The organism is Pseudomonas sp. BNK-7, assembly GCF_048072025.1.
Lineage (GTDB): Bacteria > Pseudomonadota > Gammaproteobacteria > Pseudomonadales > Pseudomonadaceae > Aquipseudomonas > Aquipseudomonas danubii.
On record NZ_CP182252.1, the window covers coordinates 1541873 to 1564068 of the forward strand.

Here is a 22196-nt window from a genome sequence, read left to right on the forward strand (position 1 = left end):
TCGTCGCTCACGGAACGGCAAACCGGGTGCTGTCAAGGCTGCTCGGGGTTTTTCTGATGGAGTGCAGTCAGGATCTCTTGCGCGATTGATGGGGTCTGGTAGAATTCGCGCCCTAATTCGTGCGGTATTCAACAATAGTGTTGGGTGGCGGCACGCTAGCCTGAGGAATACACCATGAAAGCCGATATCCATCCAGTATACGAAGCCATTACCGCCACTTGCAGCTGCGGTAACGTCATCGAAACTCGCTCCACCCTGGCCAAGCCTCTGAGCCTGGACGTGTGCAACGAGTGCCACCCGTTCTACACCGGTAAGCAAAAGACTCTGGACGTTGGCGGTCGTGTCGACAAGTTCAAGTCGCGCTTCGGTGCTTTCGGCGCAACGAAAAAGGCCTGAGGCTGATCGTTCTGGAAAGCCGTTACCGACTTTCCTCGCTGATGAAAAAGGCGTCCCTAGTGGGCGCCTTTTTTGTGTCTGCGATTTGGCTGACCACCGCTCAGGCGTTTTGCCCGGTACCGAAGGGACTGATTCCTGCAACCGTGCAGCGGGTGGTGGATGGCGACACGCTGCGCCTCAAGGATGGCCGCAGCGTACGCATGATCGGCCTCAATGCGCCGGAGCTGGCCGGTAAGGGGCGATCGGCCGAGCCTTTCGCGGTGGCGGCGCGGCAACGCTTGCAGCAATTGGTGACGCAGAGCGGTGGTCGAGTCGGTTTGTTGCCCGGGCGTGAGCGGCGTGATCGCTATGGCCGGACCCTGGCTCATGTCTATGGTGCCAATGGCATCAACTTTGAGGCGCGCTTGATCGCTGAAGGGCTGGCCTACCAGATTGCACTGGCGCCGAACGTCGCCCTGGTGGCTTGTCAGCAAGCCGCTGAAAAACATGCGCGCCGAGCCGGGCTGGGGCTCTGGCGGCGTTCACCTGTACTGAAAGCGGAGCAGAGTCGCGGTTCGGGTTTTGTTGTGCTTGAGGGGCGTGTGAGCAAGGTGCAGCGCAATCGCGGGGGTGTTTGGATCACATTGCGGGGCGCGGTTGTATTGCGCATTGCACCCAATGTCCTGGAGCGTTTTGATCGTCGCTGGCTCAAGGGGCTTTCGGGGCAGCGAATCGAGGCTCGCGGCTGGGTGGTGGAGCGCTCGCGTCGAGAGGGTTCCACATCGGGCGGGGTGCCCTGGATGTTGTCAGTGACCGACACTTCCATGGTCAGACGTCTCTGATAAAGAAAAATTGTAGACATTTTTTAATTGGATTGTGAACAGTTGAAAGCCTTGTGCACCGTGGCTCTTGGCCCAAAGTCGTACGCTACAGGCCTTGACAGGGGTGACTGGGCAGTCTTGTAGGGACTATGCGACACGCGTATCCTCGGCGGTCCGTCTGTCCAACAGTAAAAAGCGGAATGCCCACATGTCTGATTTGAAAACTGCCGCTCTCGAATATCATGCCAATCCTCGTCCAGGAAAGCTGAGTGTCGAGCTCACCAAGGCCACTGCTACCGCTCGTGATCTGGCGCTGGCCTACAGCCCCGGCGTAGCCGAACCGGTACGCGAAATCGCTCGCGATCCGGAACTGGCCTACAAGTACACCGGCAAAGGCAACCTGGTTGCCGTCATTTCCGATGGCACCGCGATTCTCGGCCTGGGTAACCTCGGCCCACTGGCCTCCAAGCCTGTGATGGAAGGCAAGGGCGTACTGTTCAAGCGTTTCGCCGGCATCGATGTATTCGACATCGAAGTCGACTCCGAAAGCCCGCAAGCCTTCATCGACACCGTCAAGCGCATCTCCATCACCTTCGGTGGCATCAACCTGGAAGATATCAAGGCTCCAGAGTGCTTTGAGATCGAGCGCGCTCTGATCGAGCAGTGCGACATTCCGGTCTTCCACGATGACCAGCACGGCACCGCGATCGTGACCGCAGCCGGCATGATCAACGCCCTGGAAATCGCTGGCAAAACCCTGTCCGACGCCAAGATCGTCTGCCTGGGTGCCGGTGCTGCCGCCATCTCCTGCATGAAACTGCTGGTGAGCATGGGTGCGCAGATCGAGAACATCTTCATGGTTGACCGTACCGGTGTGATCCACTCCGGCCGTGACGACCTGAATCAGTACAAGGCCGTGTTTGCCCACGCGACCGACAAGCGCACCCTGGCCGATGCCCTGCAAGGCGCCGACGTGTTCGTGGGTCTGTCCGGTCCGAACCTGCTGAGCGCTGAAGGCCTGAAGTCCATGGCGCCGAACCCGATCGTGTTCGCCTGCTCGAACCCTGATCCGGAAATCGCTCCAGAGCTGGCTCACGCCACCCGTGATGACGTGATCATGGCCACTGGCCGTTCGGACTACCCGAACCAGGTGAACAACGTTCTGGGCTTCCCGTTCATCTTCCGTGGTGCCCTGGACGTTCGCGCCAAGCGCATCAACGAAGAAATGAAGATCGCTGCAGCCAACGCCCTGCGTGAACTGGCCAAGCTGCCAGTGCCTCAGGAAGTGTGCGACGCCTACGGCGGCATCAAGCTGGAATTCGGCCGTGAGTACATCATTCCGAAGCCAATGGATGCCCGCCTGATCACCGTGATCTCCGATGCCGTGGCCAAGGCTGCCATCGAGACCGGCGTTGCGACCCTGCCGTATCCGAAGAACTACCCGCTCAAAAGCGTGGATGATGTGTTCAACGGCTAAGCTGTTGTAGCGTCATGCAAAAAGCCCCGGCTCTCGCGAGCCGGGGCTTTTTTGTGGGCGCTTTGTACCCTGTCATGGCCTTGCCGTAGGAGCGGGCTTGCCCGCGAAGAGGCCGGTAAACCAGGTAAGACACCCATCGACCTTCGCTGGCCAGCCGGCTCCTGCAGGCTTAGAACAGATCGATCGGTGCCGCTTCGTCCGCCGGCAACGGGCTGCCCGGAGCGACCCCATTGCCCAACTCGTTGACTGAGGGCGGAGTGTCTTCGCTCTTGAACAGCTCGAAATAGGCATTCGGTGTGCCTGGGGTGGCCGCGCGGCCGCTGACCGGGTCGACCCGCAGGCTGAGGATGCCTTCCGGCTCCGCCTGGGTGTGCGCCGGCTTGTCCTTGAGGGCGGCGCCCATGAAGTTAATCCAGATCGGCAGAGCCACAGTGCCGCCGTACTCACGGCGTCCCAGGCTTTCCGGCTGGTCAAAGCCGGTCCACACGGTGGTCACGTAGTCAGCGTTGTAGCCGGAGAACCAAGCGTCCTTGGATTCGTTGGTAGTACCGGTCTTGCCGGCCAGGTCCGTACGGCCCAGGGACAGGGCCCGGCGTCCGGTGCCCAGTTTGATCACGTCCTGGAGCATGCTGTTGAGGATGTAGGTGGTGCGCCCGTCGATGATCCGCTCGGCGACCGCGGGGGTCTGCACGGGGGCCTGGATCGGACTTTCGCCCGCCACGGTATTGACCGTGAAGCTGTGTTCCGGCGCCGCAATGCCGCTGCTGGTGGTATCCCCGGTGGGGACGCTGGGCGGGTTGGCGCTGAACAGCATCTCGCCGTTGCGGCTTTCGATCTTGTCGATGATGTATGGGGTGATCTTGTAGCCGCCGTTGGCAAAGGTGCTCCAGCCAGTGGCGATCTCCATGGGCGTCAGGGTCGCGGTGCCCAGTGCCAGGGACAGGTTGCGCGGCAGGTCCTGCTTGTTGAAGCCGAACTTGCTGATGTAGTCGATGGTGTGGTCCACACCCATGCTCTGTAGCAGGCGGATCGATACCAGGTTGCGTGACTTGTACAACGCTTCACGCATGCGGATCGGGCCGAGGAAGGTGTTGGTGTCGTTCTTCGGACGCCAGACCTTGTCCAGGTACTCATCGACAAACACGATCGGGGCGTCATTGACCAGGCTGGCCGCGGTGTAGCCATTGTCCAGGGCTGCGCTATAGACGAACGGCTTGAAGCTCGAGCCGGGTTGGCGTTTGGCCTGCATCGCACGGTTGTAGTTGCTCTGCTCGAAGGCAAAGCCCCCCACCAGCGCACGGATCGCGCCGTTTTTCGGGTCCAGGGTCACCAAGGCGCCTTGGGCGACCGGGATCTGGCTGAACTTCAGCGAATTGTCCGCCTGACGCTGTACGCGAATCAGGTCGCCGACCTGAGCCACGTCCGCCGGCTGGCGAGGGACGGCGCCCATGCTGTTGGTGTTGAGGAACGGCCGGGCCCATTTCATGGTGTCCCAGGCCACATGCTCCTCGCCGTTGCGAGTCAGCACTTGTACGCCTTTCTTCTCGACCTGGGTGACGATCGCCGGCTCCAGGCCGCTGATGGTCCGCTGCTTGGTCAGTTCGGTGGCCCAGGCCGCCTGAGTCTTGCCTGGCAGGCGGGACTCAGGCCCGCGATAGCCGTGGCGCTGGTCGTAGGTCATCAAGCCTTCATGGACTGCGGTGTTGGCCATTTCCTGCAGATCGCTGGGCACCGTGGTGGTGACTCGGAAACCTTCGGTATAAGCGTCGCTGCCATAGCGGCCAACCATCTCGGCACGGGCCATCTCGGCGATGTACGGCGCGCTCACTTCCGGTGTCGGCACGTGATAGCTGGCGTTGAGCGGCTCGTTGATGGCTTCGGTGTAGGCCGCTTCGGTAATCTTGCCGAGCTTGTACATGCGCCCCAGGATCCAGTCACGACGCTCCTTGCTGCGCGCCGGGTTGGCCAGGGGGTTGAAGCGCGATGGGGCCTTGGGCAGGCCGGCGATCATCGCCATCTGCGCCAGGCTCACGTCGCGAATGGACTTGCCGTAATACACCTGGGCCGCAGCCTCGATGCCATAGGCGCGGTTGCCCAGATAGATCTTGTTGACGTACAGCTCGAGGATCTCGTCCTTGGTCAACTGCCGCTCGATCTGCAGGGCCAGGAGGATTTCGGTGGTCTTGCGCGAGAAGCTGCGCTCGCTGCTGAGGAAGAAGTTTTTCGCCACCTGCATGGTGATGGTGCTGCCGCCGGACTGGATGTGTCCGCTTTTGACCAATTGGGTCGCAGCGCGCATCAGGCTGCTGGGGTCAACTCCGTAATGGTTAGCGAAGTTGTCGTCTTCAGCACTTAGTAACGCATTGATGAAGTTGGGGGGAATTTCGGCGAAACGTATAGGGGTACGGCGCATTTCGCCAAATTCTGCGATCAACTTGCCGTCGCTGCTGTACACCCGCAGAGGAATCTGCAACTGGATACTTCTCAAGGCCTCAACCGAGGGAAGGCCGGGACTAAGATAGAGAAACGCACCGGAGAGGGCGAGAAGCAGCCCGCAGAACACAGCGACGATGGACCACCCGAAAAACTTCAGCAGACGAATCAAGGCTTTTGGATTTCCAGAGAAAGGAATGAATTAGGCGTCAGGGCATTCAAGGTATTCAGGGACCGACCTACGCAGCAGGAAAGCGGAAAAAAAACGCTGCGCATTATAAGCATTTTCCGCCGAGAGCGTCATTTGCCCGTCTGTCAAGACGTGGCGAACGAGTGCAATTGAGCTCAGGAAGTTCGTAAGTTACGGATAGTCATAGGGAAATGATCGTGCTTGGACTCTTCAGCAAAAAGTCGGGTTCCCTGCTGGGGATCGACATCAGTGCGACATCGGTCACGCTTCTGGCTCTGAGTCACCAGCGGCGCAGCTATCGAGTCGAGGCTTATGCCAGGGAAGACCTGGCTTCGGACTCGTTCGGGACCGATCCCGAGGCGCTGGCCAGGGTGTTGTCCCGGGCCTGGCTCAAGAGCGGCAGCCGTAGCCGGGATGTGGCTGTGGCGGTGTCGGGCGAGGCAGTGATCAGCAAGCTGATCGAGATGCCGGCCGGGCTCGGCGACGATGAGCTGGAACATCAGCTCCAGCTGGAGGCGGCCCAGTACATTCCTTATCCCCTTGAGGACGTGGCCATTGATTTCGAGGTCCAGGGCGCCGTGCCCGGTGATCCCCAGCGGGTTCAGGTGCTGCTGGTGGCCTGTCGCAACGAGGATGTCGAAGCCCTGGAAGCGCCAATGACCCTGGCAGGCCTGACGCCAAGGGTGGTGGATACCGCGCCCCTTGCCCTGCAGCGTTGTCTGGCAATGCTGACGGAGTCGTTGCCGTCTGCATCGCCCTTGGCCGTGGCGCTGTTGGACATAGGTGCGGATATGACCACGTTCTGCGTGATGCACGGCCAGCGAATCATCTATAGCCAGGAGCAGTTGTTTGGCAGTCGACAGCTGACCCAGGCGTTGGAGCGCCGCTACGCGCTGACCCTGGATCAGGCGTTGCTGGCCGAGCGCCAGGGCTGTTTGCCCCAAGGTTGTGCCGAGGACACGCTGCGGCCGTTCGAGCAAGCGTTGTTGCAGCAGGCGCATCGTTCCTTGCAACTGTTTGCCGAGTCGCCGCAACAACAGCCTGTTGAGCGGTTGCTGCTGGCCGGTGACGGCAGCCGCTTGACCGGTCTTGATGGTCGGCTAGCAGAACAAGTGGGAATCGTCACAGTCATCGCCGATCCGTTCGTCAGCATGTCCATTGCTCCCCATGTGGATGCCCGAGCGCTTGCTGAACAGGCGCCGTACCTGCTGCGTGCCTGCGGTCTGGCCCTGCGAGGGTTTGATTGATGGCTGGCATCAACCTTCTTCCCTGGCGCGAGGCCGCACGAGCGTTGCGCCGCCGACGTTTCCTCCAGGTATTGGCGGCAATGCTGGTGCTGGGTGTAGGGCTTGTGCTCCTGGCCGATGCCTGCATCGACCGGCTGATCGGTCGGCAACAGGCTCGCAACCAATATCTGAGGCAGGCGACGGCTGGCCTGGATAACCAAATTGCCACCATTCACCAACTCAAGGTCCAGCGTCAGCAACTGGTGGAGCGCATGGGGGTCATTGAGGACCTGCAAGGCAGCCGCTCGGCCAGTGTGCGGATTTTCCAGCAATTGGCCCGCAGCCTGCCCGCTGGCTTGTACTTTACCGAGGTGGGTCTGCTGGGGCAGAGCCTGAGCATTAGTGGGGCCGCGGAGTCCAATCAGCGGGTGTCCGAGTTGATGCGCAATCTGCAGTCCGCCGAGGGGTTTGCCGCACCCAGTCTGACCGAGGTGAAGCATGTTGTGGCGGCGGATCAGGGGTTGGGCAATCTGTTTCGGCTCAACGTTGGGTGGATGCCCTTGCTGCCGCAGGAGGCCCCGCGATGAGCCTGGGGCATTGGTTGGCGCAGTTGCGTAGTACCGATCTACGGGAGCTGGAACTGAGCAACCTCGGTTGCTGGCCCGGGCCGATCAAGGCGCTGCTGGCGGTCTTGCTTCTGCTACTGCCCCAGGTGGCGGGCTATAGCTTTTACCTGAGTCCGCATCTGGAGACGCTGGGGCAACTGCGCCAGGAGGAGCATCGATTCAAGCTGCAGTTCGCTGACAAAGCTGGAAAGGTCGCCAATCTTGAGCGCTACCGTGAGCAGCTTGGGGCCCTGCAGGACAGCTTCTCTCTGGTGGTGCGCCAGTTGCCCAGCGAGACCGAGGTCCCAGGACTGCTGGAAGACATCAGTCGCATGGGGCAGGACAGCAGCCTGGTGTTCGAGGAGATCAAGCTGCAACCGGAGGTGGTCCGGGAGTTTTATGTCGAGCTGCCAATTCAGATCGCGGTCACTGGTGCCTATCACGACCTGGCGACTTTCGTCAGTGGCGTCGCCGGTCTGCCGAGAGTCGTCACCTTGCATGATTTTCAGATCAAGCCCGTGGACAGGGGCAATTCCACACAACTGCGCATGAGCATCGAGGCGCGGACCTACAGGTATGACAGTCGGGAGCCTCACTCATGATCGGTTCGCGTTGCTGGGTGCTCGGTTGTTTCTGTGTGGCACTGCTGGGATGTGAAGGTGGCGCTGACTTTGCCGACCTGGATGCCTACATGAGTGAGGTGCACCTGCAATCACCGGGGGCGATTGATCCGCCTCCGGTCATGCGCTCCTACCCCTCGGTCACTTATGGCGCCAGCGCGCTGCGCAGCCCATTTCAGCCACCCCAAAGAGTCGAGCAGATCACTGCTCGACAGGGCGCGAGTGCTGTCCGGCCCAATTCGCGGCGGGTCCGGCAACATCTTGAGGGCTTCGATATCGAGCAGTTGCAAATGGTCGGGACTCTGTCCCGTGCCTCCGGCCGCTTTGCGCTGTTGCGCAGCGCAGGCGGTGTCTTTCCCTTGCAGGTCGGTGATTACCTGGGGCGAAACGAGGGCCGGATCGTGGCCATCAGCGAGTCCCGGGTGGACGTGGTGGAAATTGTCGCCGATGGAGCGGGAGCCTGGCAGGAGCGGCCGCGAACACTGTCTCTGAAAAAACACTCTTAAGTGGAATCTGCAAAATGAACAGGACTGTTTCAGCCTTCGGTGTGGCGCTATGGATAGTGCTGCTGGCATCGCTGGTTGGCGCCACCGTGCTCAGGGCCTTCGCCTCTGAAGAGCACAATCGATTTGCCAGCAGCCCCCCGCTTGAGCCGGAAAACATTGGGGTTTCAGGTGAGGGCGCAACGCGTCTGCCCGGTGAAAGGCTTTCGCTGAATTTCCAGGACATCGAGGTGCGCGCGGTGCTGCAACTGATCGCCGATTTCACCGGGCTCAATCTGGTGGCCAGTGACACCGTGCAAGGCAATATCACCTTGCGCTTGCAGAGCGTGCCCTGGGACCAGGCTCTGGATCTGGTACTCAAGACCAAGGGGCTGGATAAGCGCAAGGTCGGGAACGTTTTGCTGGTGGCTCCGGCGGATGAGATCGCGGCCCGCGAGCGCCAGGAGCTGGAGTTGCAGACGCAGTTGGAAAACCTGGCGCCCTTGCGCCGGGATCTGCTGCAGGTCAATTACGCCAGGGCTGCGGATATCGCCAGGCTGTTCCAGTCCGTGACCGGTACCGAGGAGAAGGTTGGCGAACGTGGCTCCATCACCGTGGATGAGCGCACCAACAACATCATTGCCTACCAGACCCAGGAGCGCCTCGATGAGCTGCGGCGCATGGTCATTCAGCTGGACGTCCCGGTGCGTCAGGTGATGATCGAGGCGCGAATCGTCGAGGCCAACATCGACTACGACAAGAGCCTGGGCGTGCGCTGGGGCGGCTCGGTGCAAAACAGGGGCAACTGGAATGCTTCCGGGGTGCAGAGCGGCGCCAAAGGCTCTTCGACCATCGGCACCCCGGGCAGCAGTGGCAGCAATTCGCCCTTCGTCGATCTGGGTGTCACGGCCAACACCTCGGGCATCGGCGTTGCCTACATCACTGACAGCGTGCTGCTGGACCTGGAGCTGACCGCCATGGAGAAGACCGGCAACGGTGAAATCGTGTCCCAGCCCAAGGTGGTCACTTCCGACAAGGAAACCGCGAGGATTCTCAAGGGCACCGAAATTCCCTACCAGGAAGCCAGTTCCAGTGGCGCCACTTCAGTGTCGTTCAAGGAGGCCTCGCTGTCTCTTGAGGTGACGCCGCAGATCACCCCGGACAACCGCATCATCATGGACGTCAAGGTCACCAAGGATGAGCCGGATTACCTGAACAAGGTTCAGGATGTGCCGCCGATCAAGAAGAACGAGGTCAATGCCAAGGTCCTGGTCACTGATGGCGAGACCATCGTCATCGGTGGGGTTTTCTCCAATACCCAAAGCAAGGTTGTAGATAAAGTGCCATTTCTTGGCGATGTGCCGTATCTTGGCCGCCTTTTCCGGCGTGACGTGGTGTCGGAGAAAAAATCCGAGCTGCTGGTATTTCTCACTCCGCGTATCATGAACAACCAGGCGATTGCTGTGAGTCGTTGATTCTGTGCGAAATTTGATTCTTGTTGGGCCGATGGGGGCTGGAAAAAGCACCATAGGCCGCTTACTGGCCAAAGAGCTGCGCCTGCCATTCAAAGATTCCGATAAGGAAATTGAACTGCGTACAGGCGCGAATATTCCGTGGATCTTCGATAAAGAAGGCGAGCCGGGCTTTCGCGATCGTGAGCAGGCGATGATCGCCGAGCTCTGTGGCACCGACGGCGTGGTCCTGGCTACCGGCGGTGGTGCGGTGATGCGCGAAGCCAATCGTCGGGCGCTGCATGCCGGTGGACGAGTGGTCTATCTGCACGCTTCGGTGGAACAGCAGGTAGGGCGCACCGCCCGGGACCGCAATCGTCCCTTGCTGCGCACCGCCGATCCGGCCAAGACCCTGCGCGACCTGTTGGAAATCCGTGATCCGCTTTATCGGGAAATCGCCGACCTGGTGGTGGAAACCGATGAGCGGCCGCCACGAATGGTGGTGCTGGACATACTCGAGCGCCTGCAGCAGCTGCCACCCCGTTAATGCGTCGAGCGAAATGCGCTATTCTCGGCGTCGCGCCACGACCGCCAAGGTGTGGCGCAGAGCTATCGGGCAGCGTCAGAAGACCAGACGAGGCCCATCGTCAATACAAGGCACAACGCCTGCTTCCATCTTCACTGTGGGGACACATGCAGACACTTAAGGTCGATCTAGGCGAGCGCAGCTACCCGATTCACATTGGTGAAGGACTGTTGGACCGGCCCGAGCTGCTGGTGCCCCATATCGCCGGGCGGCAAGTGGCGATCATTTCCAATGCGACCGTTGCGCCGCTGTACCTTGAGCGTTTGACCCGCAGTCTGGCGCAGTTTTCGGTGATTTCGGTGGTCCTGCCTGATGGCGAGGCCTACAAGAACTGGGAAACCCTGCAACTGATCTTCGACGGCCTGCTCACTGCGCGCCACGACCGTCGGACCACCATCATTGCCCTCGGCGGCGGAGTGATCGGCGACATGGCCGGCTTTGCCGCCGCCTGCTATCAGCGCGGCGTGGACTTTATCCAGATTCCTACCACCCTGTTGTCCCAGGTGGACTCCTCGGTGGGGGGCAAGACGGGCATCAACCACCCCCTAGGCAAGAACATGGTTGGCGCTTTCTATCAGCCGAACGTGGTGCTGATCGATACCACCAGCCTCAATACCCTGCCGAACCGTGAACTGTCGGCGGGCCTGGCGGAAGTGATCAAGTACGGCCTGATCTGCGACGAGCCGTTCCTGACCTGGCTGGAAGAGAATGTCGATCGCCTGCGGTCCCTGGACCAGCAGGCGCTGACCTATGCCATCGAACGCTCCTGCGCGGCCAAGGCTGCGGTGGTCGGTGCCGACGAGCGTGAATCGGGGGTGCGTGCCACCCTCAACCTGGGCCATACCTTCGGCCATGCGATCGAGACTCATATGGGCTACGGTGTCTGGCTGCATGGTGAGGCGGTAGCTGCTGGCACCGTAATGGCCTTGGAAATGTCCGCGCGCCTGGGCTGGATCACCAGCCAGGAGCGTGACCGCGGTATTCGTCTGTTCCAGCGCGCGGGCTTGCCGGTCATCCCGCCTGAAGAGATGACCGAAGCGGACTTCCTCGAACATATGGCAATTGACAAGAAAGTGATCGACGGTCGTTTGCGTCTGGTGCTGTTGCGCCGCATGGGCGAAGCCGTAGTGACCGACGATTATCCGAAAGAGATTTTACAGGCCACGCTGGGAGCGGATTACCGCGCCCTGGCTCAGCTTAAAGGTTAATAAGATCCCGATGACTAGTTTGCACGCCGACGAGGCTTTCCTCGGCCATTACCAGTTGAGCCATGATCCTTTCGCTCCCCGGGTCCCTGGCTTCAAATTCTTTCCTGCCCAACGCAAGCCTGTGCTGGGGCAGTTGCATCACCTGGCACGTTACAGTCAGCTGCTGCTGGTAGTCACCGGCCCTCAGGGCAGTGGCAAGACGCTGTTGCGTCAGGCTCTGGTCGCCAGTACCAACAAGCAATCGGTGCAAAGCGTGGTGGTTTCCGCCCGTGGCGCCAGCGATGCTGCCGGAGTGTTGCACCAGGTAGCCCAGGCCTTGAACGTGGCCCAGGCCGAGATCGGCGCAATCCTCGCCCAAGTGGTGCAACTGGCCCTGACCGGTCAGGAAGTCTACCTGCTGGTGGATGATGCCGAGCAGCTTGACGAGTCTGCACTTGAGGCCCTGCTGGCCCTGGCGGCGGGCGCTCCGGAAGGTCGCCCTCATGTATTCCTGTTCGGCGAGTCGTCGCTGATCGCGTCCCTGGATCAGTTGAGCGCCGAGGAAGAGCGCTTCCACGTCATCGAATTGCAGCCATACACCGAAGAGGAAACCCGTGAATATCTGGCTCAGCGCCTCGAGGGCGCGGGTCAGGGCATCGAACTTTTCTCCGCAGATCAGATCAGTGATATTCACGAAAGCTCCGATGGCTGGCCGGGCAACATCAACCAGGTCGCCAGGGATGCAATGATCGAAGCCATGATCGCCAGCCGCTCCGCGGTCAAGCGTCCAAGTATGGGGTTCAACATGCCGAAGAAACACGTATTGGCCATTTCCGCTGTAGTGGTTGTGGCCGTGGCTGCAGCCTGGTTGATGCCGGGTCGCAGCAAGGCGCCAACCACCGGGGCTCCGGCCAGCGAGCAAGCGCAACTGCCCCTCGGGCAGACACCGACACCGAATGCCAATGGCAGTCCATCGGTGGAATTTGCCGGCTCGTCTCAGCCGATGCCGCTGCCGTTGGTCGGCCAGTCGCAACCGGTCATGCGCGGTCCTCTGGCTGAAGCCGCAGGCGGTATCACCGAGGGCGACGATGGGGTTCCTGTGGAAGGCTCCAGTGCCGTTCCGCCAACCGTGACCACCACCGCGCCGCCTGCTGGTGCAGTGGCCAGCCCTGCACCGACTCCGACTCCGGCCCCGACCCAGGTCGCCACCGCCAAGCCGACCCCTGCGCCCAAGCCGGTAGAGAAACCGGTTGCTGCCAAGCCGGCTCCGGCCGCCAAGCCAGCGGAAAAGCCGGTCACTGTAGCCAAGGCTGCCGGTGGCAGTTGGTACGCCGGACAAGCGCCAGGCAACTACGTGGTGCAGATTCTCGGCACCAGCTCGGAAGCCGCCGCGCAGAATTTTGTTAAGGAACAGGGCGGTGAATACCGCTACTTCAAGAAAGTCCTCAACGGCAAGCCGCTGTATGTGATCACCTACGGCAACTTCGCAAGCCGCGATGCAGCGGTCAGCGCCATCAAATCCTTGCCAGCGAAGGTTCAGGCTGGTAAACCTTGGCCTCGCACTGTCGCTAGCGTTCAACAAGAACTGGCAACAACTCGCTGAAGATTCGGCGGCCTTACCCAGGCCGCCTCTCCCGGCAACCTCAAATTTCCGCATCGGCATGCTGCCTTACCGGCCGCGTGCCTTGTGGTGTCTGCGTCACAGTAGTTTTTGAGTCGCGGCAGTCAAAAGCAAAACTTTTTGACTAGCACAGCATATCGCTTTAAAACGTTCATAAATGCGACATGAATTTGCGACAGATCGTCGTCAAATTTGTGGGGCTTTGTGTCGGTGTGTACAATGACCTCCCTTTTGCCCCCGCAAAGCTGGCGTACGTTCGGCGTGGACGGTAAGTGGTTGAATTGAAAAGAAATTTGTCTCGATAAGAGGCAGCCTGGTGAGAAAGTGTCTATGAAAGCAGGTCTGTACCAACCAGATGAGTTTAAGGATAACTGTGGTTTCGGCCTGATAGCCCATATGCAGGGCGAACCCAGTCATACCCTGTTGAAAACGGCCATTGAGGCCCTGACCTGCATGACCCACCGCGGTGGGATCAACGCGGACGGCAAGACCGGCGACGGTTGCGGTCTGCTGATGCAAAAGCCCGACCTGTTCCTGCGCGCCGTCGCCACGGAGCATTTCGGCGTCGAACTGCCCAAGCAATATGCAGTGGGCATGGTGTTCTTCAACCAGGACCCGGTGAAAGCCGAAGCCGCTCGCGAAAACATGAACCGCGAGATCCTGGCCGCCGGCCTGCAGCTGGTGGGCTGGCGCAAAGTACCGATCGATACCAGTGTGCTCGGGCGTCTGGCCCTGGAGCGCCTGCCACAGATCGAACAAGTGTTCATCGGCGGCCAGGGTCTGAGCGACCAGGACTTTGCCATCAAGCTGTTCAGTTCCCGTCGTCGCTCCTCGGTGGCCAACGCCGCCGACACCGACCACTACATCTGCAGCTTTTCCCACAAGACCATCATTTATAAAGGCCTGATGATGCCGGCGGACCTCGCCGCCTTCTATCCGGACCTGGGTGATCCGCGCCTGCAGACCGCGATCTGCGTGTTCCACCAGCGCTTCTCCACCAACACCCTGCCGAAATGGCCGCTGGCCCAGCCATTCCGCTTCCTCGCCCACAACGGCGAGATCAACACCATCACCGGCAACCGCAACTGGGCCGTGGCCCGGCGTACCAAGTTCGCCAACGACCTGATCCCGGACCTGGAAGAGCTCGGCCCGCTGGTCAACCGCGTGGGCTCCGACTCCTCGAGCATGGACAACATGCTGGAGCTGATGGTCACCGGCGGCATCGACCTGTTCCGCGGCGTGCGCATGATCATTCCGCCAGCGTGGCAGAACGTCGAGACCATGGACGCCGACCTGCGCGCGTTCTACGAATACAACTCCATGCACATGGAGCCGTGGGACGGCCCGGCCGGCGTGGTCATGACCGACGGTCGCTACGCCGTCTGCCTGCTGGACCGCAATGGCCTGCGCCCGGCGCGCTGGGTCACCACCAAGAACGGCTTCATCACCCTGGCTTCGGAAATCGGCGTGTGGAACTACCAGCCCGAGGACGTGATCGCCAAGGGCCGTGTGGGGCCAGGGCAGATCTTTGCCGTGGACACCGAAACCGGGCAGATCCTCGACACTGACGCCATCGACAACCGCTTGAAATCCCGTCATCCATACAAGCAATGGCTGCGCAAGAACGCTCTGCGCATCCAGGCCACCATGGAAGACAACGACCACGGTTCGGCCTTCTACGATGTCGACCAGCTCAAGCAGTACATGAAGATGTACCAGGTCACCTTCGAAGAGCGTGACCAGGTGCTGCGTCCGCTGGGCGAACAGGGCTACGAGGCGGTGGGCTCCATGGGCGATGACACGCCGATGGCGGTGCTGTCCCAGCGCGTGCGTACCCCTTACGACTACTTCCGCCAGCAGTTCGCCCAGGTCACCAACCCGCCGATCGACCCGCTGCGCGAAGCCATCGTCATGTCCCTGGAGATCTGCCTCGGTGCCGAGCGCAACATCTTCCAGGAGTCGCCTGAGCACGCTTCGCGGGTGATCCTCAGCTCGCCAGTGATCTCCCCGGCCAAGTGGCGTTCGCTGATGAACCTCGATCGCCCGGGCTTCGAGCGCCAGGTCATCGACCTCAACTACGACGAGAGCGTCGGTCTGGAAGCGGCAATCCGCAATGTCGCCGACCAGGCTGAAGAAGCCGCGCGCGCCGGCCGCACCCAGATCGTCCTCAGCGACCGTCATATCGCGCCGGGCAAGCTGCCGATCCACGCCTCCCTGGCCACGGGCGCAGTGCACCATCGCCTGACCGAAAAAGGCCTGCGTTGCGACTCCAACATCCTGGTGGAAACCGCCACCGCCCGCGATCCGCACCACTTTGCGGTGCTGATCGGTTTTGGTGCTTCGGCGGTCTATCCGTTCCTGGCCTATGAAGTGCTGGGGGACCTGATCCGTACCGGCGAAGTGCTGGGCGACCTCTACGAGGTGTTCAAGAACTACCGCAAGGGCATTACCAAGGGCCTGTTGAAGATCCTGTCGAAGATGGGCATCTCCACCATCGCCTCCTACCGTGGCGCGCAGCTGTTCGAAGCCATCGGCCTGTCCGAGGAAGTTTGCAACCTGAGCTTCCGTGGCGTGCCGAGCCGGATCAAGGGCGCACGTTTCGTCGACATCGAAGCCGAGCAGAAAGCCCTGGCGGCCGAAGCCTGGAGCCCGCGCAAGCCGATCCAGCAAGGCGGCCTGCTGAAGTTCGTCCACGGCGGCGAATACCACGCCTACAACCCGGACGTGGTCAACACCCTGCAAGCCGCCGTGCAGCAGGGCGACTACGCCAAGTTCAAGGAATACACCGCGCTGGTGGATAACCGCCCGGTGTCGATGATCCGTGACCTGTTCCAAGTGAAGATCCTGGACACGCCGATGGACATCAGCGAAGTCGAGCCCCTGGAGTCGATCCTCAAGCGCTTCGACTCCGCGGGCATTTCCCTGGGCGCCTTGTCCCCCGAGGCCCACGAAGCCCTGGCCGAAGCCATGAACCGCCTCGGTGCGCGTTCCAACTCCGGTGAAGGCGGCGAAGATCCGGCGCGCTACGGCACCATCAAGAGCTCCAAGATCAAGCAAGTGGCCACTGGCCGGTTCGGTGTGACCCCGGAATACCTGGTCAACGCCGAAGTGCTGCAGATCAAGGTGGCCCAGGGCGCCAAGCCCGGCGAAGGCGGCCAACTGCCCGGCGGCAAGGTCAACGGCCTGATCGCCAAGCTGCGTTACGCCGTGCCCGGCGTGACCCTGATCTCGCCACCGCCGCACCACGACATCTACTCCATCGAAGACCTGTCGCAGCTGATCTTCGACCTCAAGCAGGTCAACCCTCAGGCCCTGGTTTCGGTGAAGCTGGTGGCGGAAGCCGGTGTCGGCACCATCGCTGCCGGTGTGGCCAAGGCCTATGCCGACCTGATCACCATCTCCGGCTATGACGGCGGCACCGGCGCTTCGCCGCTGACCTCGATCAAGTACGCCGGTGCGCCGTGGGAACTGGGCCTGGCGGAAACCCACCAGACCCTGCGCGGCAACGACCTGCGCGGCAAGGTCCGGGTGCAGACCGACGGCGGCCTGAAAACCGGCCTCGACGTGATCAAGGCGGCCATCCTCGGCGCTGAAAGCTTCGGCTTCGGCACCGCGCCGATGATCGCCCTGGGCTGCAAGTACTTGCGCATCTGCCACCTGAACAACTGCGCCACTGGCGTGGCGACGCAGAACGAGAAGCTGCGCAAGGATCACTACATCGGCACCGTCGACATGGTGGTGAACTTCTTCACCTACGTCGCCGAGGAAACCCGTGAGTGGCTGGCCAAGCTCGGCGTGCGCTCCCTGGAGGAACTGATCGGTCGTACCGATCTGTTGGAAATCCTCGAAGGCCAGACCGCCAAGCAGCACCACCTGGATCTGACCCCGTTGCTGGGCAGCGACCATATCCCGGTGGACAAACCGCAGTTCTGCCAGGTGGACCGCAACCCTCCTTTCGACAAGGGCCTGCTGGCCGAGAAAATGGTCGAGATGGCGCGTTCGGCGATCAACGACAAGAGCGGTGCCGACTTCGCCCTGGATATCTGCAACTGCGACCGTTCCATCGGTGCGCGGATCTCCGGTGAAATTGCCAAGCTGCACGGCAACCAGGGCATGGCCCAGGCACCGATCACGTTCCGCTTCAAGGGCACTGCGGGGCAGAGCTTCGGCGTGTGGAACGCCGGGGGCCTGAACCTCTACCTGGAAGGCGATGCCAACGACTACGTGGGCAAGGGCATGACCGGCGGCAAGCTGGTGATCGTTCCGCCCAAGGGCAGCGTCTACAAGACTCAGGACAGCGCGATTATCGGCAACACCTGCCTATATGGCGCCACTGGCGGCAAGCTGTTCGCCGCCGGCACCGCGGGCGAGCGTTTCGCCGTGCGTAACTCCGGTGCCCACACCGTGGTGGAAGGCACTGGCGATCACTGCTGCGAGTACATGACCGGTGGCTTTGTCTGCGTCCTGGGCAAGACCGGTTACAACTTCGGCTCAGGCATGACCGGCGGATTCGCCTACGTGCTCGACCAGGACAACACTTTCGTTGACCGGGTCAACCACGAACTGGTGGAAATCCAGCGGATCAGCGGCGAAGCGATGGAAGCCTATCGCAGCCACCTGCAGCGTGTGCTGAACGAGTATGTCGAGGAAACCGACAGCGAATGGGGTCGTAACCTCGCTGAGAACCTCGACGACTACTTGCGTCGCTTCTGGCTGGTCAAGCCCAAGGCGGCGAGCTTGAAGTCTCTGCTCTCCAGTACTCGTGCGAATCCGCAGTAACGCAGCTGCAGACTACGAGCCTCAAGCGGCAAGCTTGAAGCTCGTGCGCGGTGTGCCGACTTAATGTGATTGTCTTGCAGCTTGAAGCTCGTCGCTTGAGGCTGTCGTAAAGAGGTTCCTGAACATGGCCGAACGTCTCAATAACGACTTCCAGTTCATCGAGGTCGGGCGCAAAGACCCGAAGAAGAAACTGTTGCGTCAACGCAAGAAAGAGTTCGTGGAGATCTACGAACCCTTCAAACCCCAGCAGTCGGCCGACCAGGCCCACCGCTGCCTGGGTTGCGGCAACCCGTACTGCGAATGGAAGTGCCCGGTGCACAACTTCATTCCCAACTGGCTCAAGCTGGTGGCCGAGGGCAACATCCTCGCCGCCGCCGAGCTGTCGCATCAGACCAACACCCTGCCGGAAGTCTGCGGCCGGGTCTGCCCCCAGGACCGGCTGTGCGAGGGTGCCTGCACCCTCAACGACGGCTTTGGCGCGGTGACCATCGGCTCGGTGGAGAAGTACATCACCGACACCGCCTTCGCCATGGGCTGGCGCCCGGACATGTCCAAGGTCAAGCCCACTGGCAAGCGCGTGGCGATCATCGGTGCGGGCCCGGCGGGCCTGGGCTGTGCCGACGTGCTGGTGCGTGGCGGCGTGACCCCGGTGGTGTTCGACAAGAACCCGGAAATCGGCGGTCTGCTGACCTTCGGCATTCCCGAGTTCAAGCTGGAAAAGACCGTGCTGAGCAATCGTCGCGAAGTCTTCAGCGGCATGGGCATCGAGTTCCGCCTCAACACCGAGGTGGGCAAGGACGTGACCATGGAGCAACTGCTTGCCGAATACGATGCGGTGTTCATGGGCATGGGCACCTACACCTACATGAAGGGCGGCTTTGCCGGCGAGGACCTGCCGGGGGTGTATGACGCCCTGGATTTCCTGATCGCCAACGTCAACCGCAACCTGGGCTTTGAAAAGTCGCCGGAAGACTTTGTCGACATGAAGGGCAAGAAGGTGGTGGTACTGGGCGGTGGCGACACCGCGATGGACTGCAACCGCACCTCGATCCGCCAGGGCGCCAAGTCGGTGACCTGCGCCTATCGTCGTGACGAAGCCAACATGCCCGGCTCGCGCAAAGAGGTGAAGAACGCCAAGGAAGAAGGCGTGAAGTTCCTCTACAACCGCCAGCCGATCGCCATCGTCGGTGAAGACAAGGTCGAAGGCGTGAAGGTGGTCGAGACCCGTCTCGGCGAACCGGACGCCCGTGGCCGCCGCAGCCCCGAGCCGATTCCCGGCTCCGAAGAGATCATCCCGGCCGACGCCGTGGTCATCGCCTTCGGTTTCCGCCCGAGCCCGGCGCCGTGGTTCGAGCAGTTCAGCATCCAGACCGACAGCCAGGGCCGCGTCGTGGCGCCGGAGCAAGGCCAGTACAAGCACCAGACCAGCAACCCGAAAATCTTTGCCGGTGGCGACATGGTCCGCGGTTCCGATCTCGTGGTGACGGCGATCTTCGAAGGGCGTAACGCCGCCGAAGGCATCCTCGACTACCTGGGCGTTTAAGCTGCTGCGCTCGGCAATGCTGCGCGCTGCACGCCTGCGGCGCTACGCAGAAACAGACTCGGAATGCTCATTGACAGCAGTCAACTCCGCTTCCTCGTCTGTTTTCGCCTTGCCTTGCCTTCGCTCGCGACGCTTAAACAACTGCTTGTAGTCCGCGACAAATTGACCTGATACATAAAAGGCACGGCTCTTGCCGTGCCTTTTGTGTCGCGCTCTGAGAAAATGCCCCCACTTTTTTTCCGGATGCCGACATGACTGCCCTGAAGAACGACCGTTTCCTTCGTGCCCTGCTCAAGCAACCCGTAGACGTCACCCCGGTGTGGATGATGCGGCAAGCCGGGCGCTACCTGCCTGAATACCGCGCCAGCCGTGCCAATGCCGGTGACTTCATGAGCCTGTGCATGAACCCGGCGTTCGCCTGCGAAGTCACGCTGCAGCCTCTGGACCGCTATCCACAGCTGGATGCGGCGATCCTCTTCTCCGACATCCTCACCATCCCCGACGCCATGGGCCAAGGCCTGTACTTCGAGACCGGTGAAGGCCCGCGCTTCAAGAAAGTGGTCAGCACCCTGGCCGACATCGAAGCCCTGCCGATCCCCGATCCGCAAAAGGACCTGGGCTACGTGATGGACGCGGTCAGCACCATTCGTCGCGAACTCAATGGCCGCGTGCCGCTGATCGGTTTTGCCGGCAGCCCCTGGACCCTGGCCACCTACATGGTCGAAGGCGGTTCGTCGAAAGACTTCCGCAAGTCCAAGGCCATGCTCTACGACAACCCGCAAGCCATGCACCTGCTGCTGGACAAGCTGGCGCAGTCGGTCACTTCCTACCTCAACGGGCAGATCCTGGCCGGTGCCCAGGCGGTGCAGATTTTCGATAGCTGGGGCGGCAGCCTTTCGTCGGCGGCCTATCAGGAATTCTCCCTGGCCTACATGCGCAAGATCGTCAGCGGCCTGATCCGCGAGCACGAGGGGCGCAAGGTGCCGGTGATCCTGTTCACCAAGGGCGGCGGCCTGTGGCTGGAAAGCATTGCCGATGCTGGCGCCGACGCCCTGGGCCTGGACTGGACCTGCGACATTGGCGAAGCCCGTCGACGTGTCGGCAGCAAGGTTTCCCTGCAAGGCAACATGGACCCTACCGTGCTCTACGCCAATCCGCAGGCGATCCGCAGCGAAGTCGCGCGCATCCTCGCCAGCTACGGCACCGGCAGCGGCCACGTGTTCAACCTGGGTCACGGCATCACCCCGGAAGTGAAGCCGGAGCATGCCGGTGCTTTCCTGGAAGCGGTGCACGAGTTATCGGCGCAATACCACGTGTAAGCGCCACCCCATCAAAAACGCCCGGCCAAACGCAGTAGTTTTCACACAGCCTGCAATGCCTGGCGTTTTCGTTGCTGAAGGTTTGGCGCGCTCAGGCCGCTTCGCTGCGGGTCAGGGGGGGAAGTTTTGCGAGCTTCATGGCGATCAGTAACGCGCCTAGCAACAGCGCACTGATGAACAGGCCGATGCCGTTCCACCCCGCCAGGTGCCAGAACACCCCGCCAGCGGTGCCGGCAATGCTCGAACCGGCGTAGTAGCTGAACAGGTACAGCGATGAGGCCTGGCCCTTGGCCTTGGTGGCCCGGCGGCCGATCCAGCTGCTGGCCACCGAGTGGGCACCGAAGAAGCCGAAGGTGAACAGCAGCATGCCGATCAGCACCAGGGACAGCGGCGTCAGCAGGGTCAGGGCGATCCCCGCCAGCATCAGCACGATGGTGGCCCAGAGCACTCGGCGTCGGCCCAGTTGGTCCGCCAGGGCGCCGATCTTCGCCGAGCTGTAGATCCCCGAGAGGTAGACCACCGACAGCATCCCGACCCAGGCCTGGCTCAGCTGATAGGGATCGGCCAGCAGGCGGTAGCCGATGTAGTTGAACAGGGTGACGAAGGCCCCCATCAGCAGGAAACCTTCAAGAAACAGCCAGGGCAGGCCGGCGTCGCGAAAGTGCATGGTAAAGCCGTCCAGCAGGCTGCGTGGGTGCAGCGAGCGGGGGCGGAAGTTGCGCGACTCGGGAAGGATGCGCCAGAACACCGCGGCGGCGATCAATGCCAGGCCGCCGATCACCAGCATCGCTGTGTGCCAGCTGACGAAGTCGATCAGCACCCCGGTGATCAGTCGCCCGCTCATGCCGCCAATGGCATTGCCGCCGATGTACAGGCCCATGGCCAGGCCGATGTGCTGGGGGTGAATCTCTTCGCTGAGGTAGGTCATGGCCACCGCTGCCAGCCCGCTCAGGGACAGCCCCACCAGCGCCCGCATCACCAGCACTGCGTGCCAGCTGGGCATCAGTGCGCTGGCGATGGTGCACAGGGCGGCGGCGAGCAAGGCCGCCACCATCACCGGCTTGCGGCCGATGCGGTCGGAAATGGGCCCGGTGATCAGCAGACCGATGGCCAGCATGCCCGTCGACACCGAGAGAATCAGGCTGCTCTGGGCCGCATTGATGGAAAACTCCCGGGACAGCAGCGGCATCATCGGTTGCACGCAGTACAGCAGGGCGAAGGTGGCAAAGCCCCCGGAGAACAGCGCCAGCACCGTGCGCATGAACAGCGGTGTGCCTTTCTCGATGTAGACCTCGTTGAGTTGGGCGACCACCTCGTCCAGGGGCGTAGCGGCGAGGGTGTGGGCAAGGGGGGCAACAGCGGTTTTCACGGGGACCTCGGGGGGACGCAGCCGGTCAGGCAATGGAAAAAAGCATATAGCTGGCTAATGATCATTTCCAATATATTGTTCGACCTGTTTGATAGCTTTAACGACTCAATGG

15 protein-coding genes and 1 pseudogene are annotated in these 22196 nt (G+C 61.5%); 14 read left to right on the forward strand and 2 right to left on the reverse strand.

Annotation, left to right across the window (positions count from 1 at the left end; translation table 11 throughout):
• Nucleotides 1–174 precede the first annotated feature (174 nt).
• The 3 genes from rpmE to ACMGF8_RS07220 all read left to right on the forward strand — a co-directional run bounded on the left by rpmE (nt 175) and on the right by ACMGF8_RS07220 (nt 2673).
• Nucleotides 175–396 carry a 50S ribosomal protein L31 gene (gene rpmE / locus ACMGF8_RS07210; RefSeq protein WP_011058815.1) on the forward strand — a complete coding sequence of 74 codons (222 nt, stop codon included), beginning with the start codon at nt 175–177 and terminating at the stop codon, nt 394–396.
• 41 nt (nt 397–437) lie between these two features.
• Nucleotides 438–1217, forward strand: a complete 780-nt coding sequence (locus ACMGF8_RS07215; RefSeq protein ID WP_416759132.1) for a thermonuclease family protein — start codon at nt 438–440, stop codon at nt 1215–1217.
• A 187-nt stretch (nt 1218–1404) separates the two neighbouring features.
• Nucleotides 1405–2673, forward strand: coding sequence for a malic enzyme-like NAD(P)-binding protein (locus ACMGF8_RS07220; RefSeq protein ID WP_102862798.1), 1269 nt, complete (start codon nt 1405–1407; stop codon nt 2671–2673).
• A 169-nt stretch (nt 2674–2842) separates the two neighbouring features.
• Here the strand turns inward: ACMGF8_RS07220 and ACMGF8_RS07225 are convergent, their stop codons facing one another.
• Nucleotides 2843–5275 carry a penicillin-binding protein 1A gene (locus tag ACMGF8_RS07225; RefSeq protein WP_180988558.1) on the reverse strand — a complete coding sequence of 811 codons (2433 nt, stop codon included), beginning with the start codon at nt 5273–5275 and terminating at the stop codon, nt 2843–2845.
• 218 nt (nt 5276–5493) lie between these two features.
• Here ACMGF8_RS07225 and pilM point away from each other — a divergent pair, with 218 nt between their 5' ends.
• The 11 genes and pseudogenes from pilM (at nt 5494) to hemE (ending at nt 20715) form a co-directional block, all read left to right on the forward strand.
• The gene (pilM, locus tag ACMGF8_RS07230) at nt 5494–6543 is read left to right on the forward strand and encodes a type IV pilus assembly protein PilM (protein WP_416759134.1); all 1050 of its coding nucleotides are present in this window, start codon (nt 5494–5496) and stop codon (nt 6541–6543) included.
• Complete coding sequence (locus ACMGF8_RS07235) at nt 6543–7109, forward strand: PilN domain-containing protein (protein ID WP_416759136.1); 567 nt, start codon at nt 6543–6545, stop codon at nt 7107–7109. Before pilM ends, ACMGF8_RS07235 begins: the two co-directional genes overlap by 1 nt.
• Entirely contained in the window at nt 7106–7729 is a 624-nt protein-coding gene (locus ACMGF8_RS07240) for a type 4a pilus biogenesis protein PilO (RefSeq protein ID WP_102862801.1), read from the forward strand. The genes ACMGF8_RS07235 and ACMGF8_RS07240 overlap by 4 nt, the downstream gene beginning before the upstream one ends.
• Nucleotides 7726–8253, forward strand: coding sequence for a pilus assembly protein PilP (locus tag ACMGF8_RS07245; RefSeq protein WP_102862802.1), 528 nt, complete (start codon nt 7726–7728; stop codon nt 8251–8253). The genes ACMGF8_RS07240 and ACMGF8_RS07245 overlap by 4 nt, the downstream gene beginning before the upstream one ends.
• A gap of 191 nt (nt 8254–8444) precedes the next feature.
• A pseudogene (locus tag ACMGF8_RS07250) lies at nt 8445–9704 on the forward strand (type IV pilus secretin PilQ); the annotation flags it as partial.
• Between the two features lie 4 nt (nt 9705–9708).
• A complete protein-coding gene (gene aroK, locus ACMGF8_RS07255; protein ID WP_011058824.1) occupies nt 9709–10227 on the forward strand; it encodes a shikimate kinase AroK in 519 nt (172 codons plus the stop codon).
• 146 nt (nt 10228–10373) lie between these two features.
• The gene (gene aroB / locus ACMGF8_RS07260) at nt 10374–11474 is read left to right on the forward strand and encodes a 3-dehydroquinate synthase (RefSeq protein ID WP_102862804.1); all 1101 of its coding nucleotides are present in this window, start codon (nt 10374–10376) and stop codon (nt 11472–11474) included.
• A gap of 10 nt (nt 11475–11484) precedes the next feature.
• The gene (locus ACMGF8_RS07265) at nt 11485–13056 is read left to right on the forward strand and encodes an AAA family ATPase (RefSeq protein ID WP_207166958.1); all 1572 of its coding nucleotides are present in this window, start codon (nt 11485–11487) and stop codon (nt 13054–13056) included.
• A gap of 348 nt (nt 13057–13404) precedes the next feature.
• Entirely contained in the window at nt 13405–17853 is a 4449-nt protein-coding gene (gene gltB, locus ACMGF8_RS07270) for a glutamate synthase large subunit (RefSeq protein WP_416759140.1), read from the forward strand.
• Between the two features lie 124 nt (nt 17854–17977).
• The gene (locus tag ACMGF8_RS07275; RefSeq protein WP_102862807.1) at nt 17978–19396 is read left to right on the forward strand and encodes an FAD-dependent oxidoreductase; all 1419 of its coding nucleotides are present in this window, start codon (nt 17978–17980) and stop codon (nt 19394–19396) included.
• A gap of 251 nt (nt 19397–19647) precedes the next feature.
• Nucleotides 19648–20715, forward strand: a complete 1068-nt coding sequence (gene hemE, locus ACMGF8_RS07280) for a uroporphyrinogen decarboxylase (protein WP_102862808.1) — start codon at nt 19648–19650, stop codon at nt 20713–20715.
• A gap of 91 nt (nt 20716–20806) precedes the next feature.
• Here hemE and ACMGF8_RS07285 read toward each other — a convergent pair whose 3' ends face one another.
• Nucleotides 20807–22036 (reverse strand): MFS transporter, encoded by a 1230-nt coding sequence (locus ACMGF8_RS07285; RefSeq protein WP_371826194.1) that lies wholly within the window; start codon nt 22034–22036, stop codon nt 20807–20809.
• Between the last annotated feature and the right edge of the window lie 160 nt (nt 22037–22196).